This window comes from Salmonella sp. SAL4457, assembly GCF_046548235.1.
Classification (GTDB): Bacteria; Pseudomonadota; Gammaproteobacteria; order Enterobacterales; family Enterobacteriaceae; genus Salmonella; species Salmonella enterica.
In genome coordinates, this window is sequence record NZ_JBGDZO010000485.1 from 1 (window position 1) to 272 (window position 272).

Consider the following 272-nt stretch of genomic DNA (forward strand, 5'->3'; position numbering starts at 1 on the left):
GCTCGAGATCATCTCGAACTTCGGCGTCGGCGTGGACGCGATCAACCTCGACGACGCAAAGAAGCGCAAGATCATCGTCACCAACACGCCCGACGTGCTGAACGAGTGCGTCGCCGACACCGCGCTTGCGCTCGTGCTCAACACGGTGCGCAAGTTTCCGCAGTCGGAGAAATATCTGCGCGCGGGCCACTGGGCTTCGCGCGGCCCTTACCCGCTCACCACCTCGCTCGGCGGCAAGACCCTCGGCATCCTGGGTCTGGGGCGTATAGGCG

Annotated in this window: 1 protein-coding gene; it reads left to right on the forward strand. The window is 64.7% G+C overall.

Annotated features, from left to right (window positions below):
- Nucleotides 1-272 (forward strand): NAD(P)-dependent oxidoreductase (locus ACLJNW_RS25155; protein WP_410961350.1); only part of this gene is annotated, 272 nt, incomplete at both ends.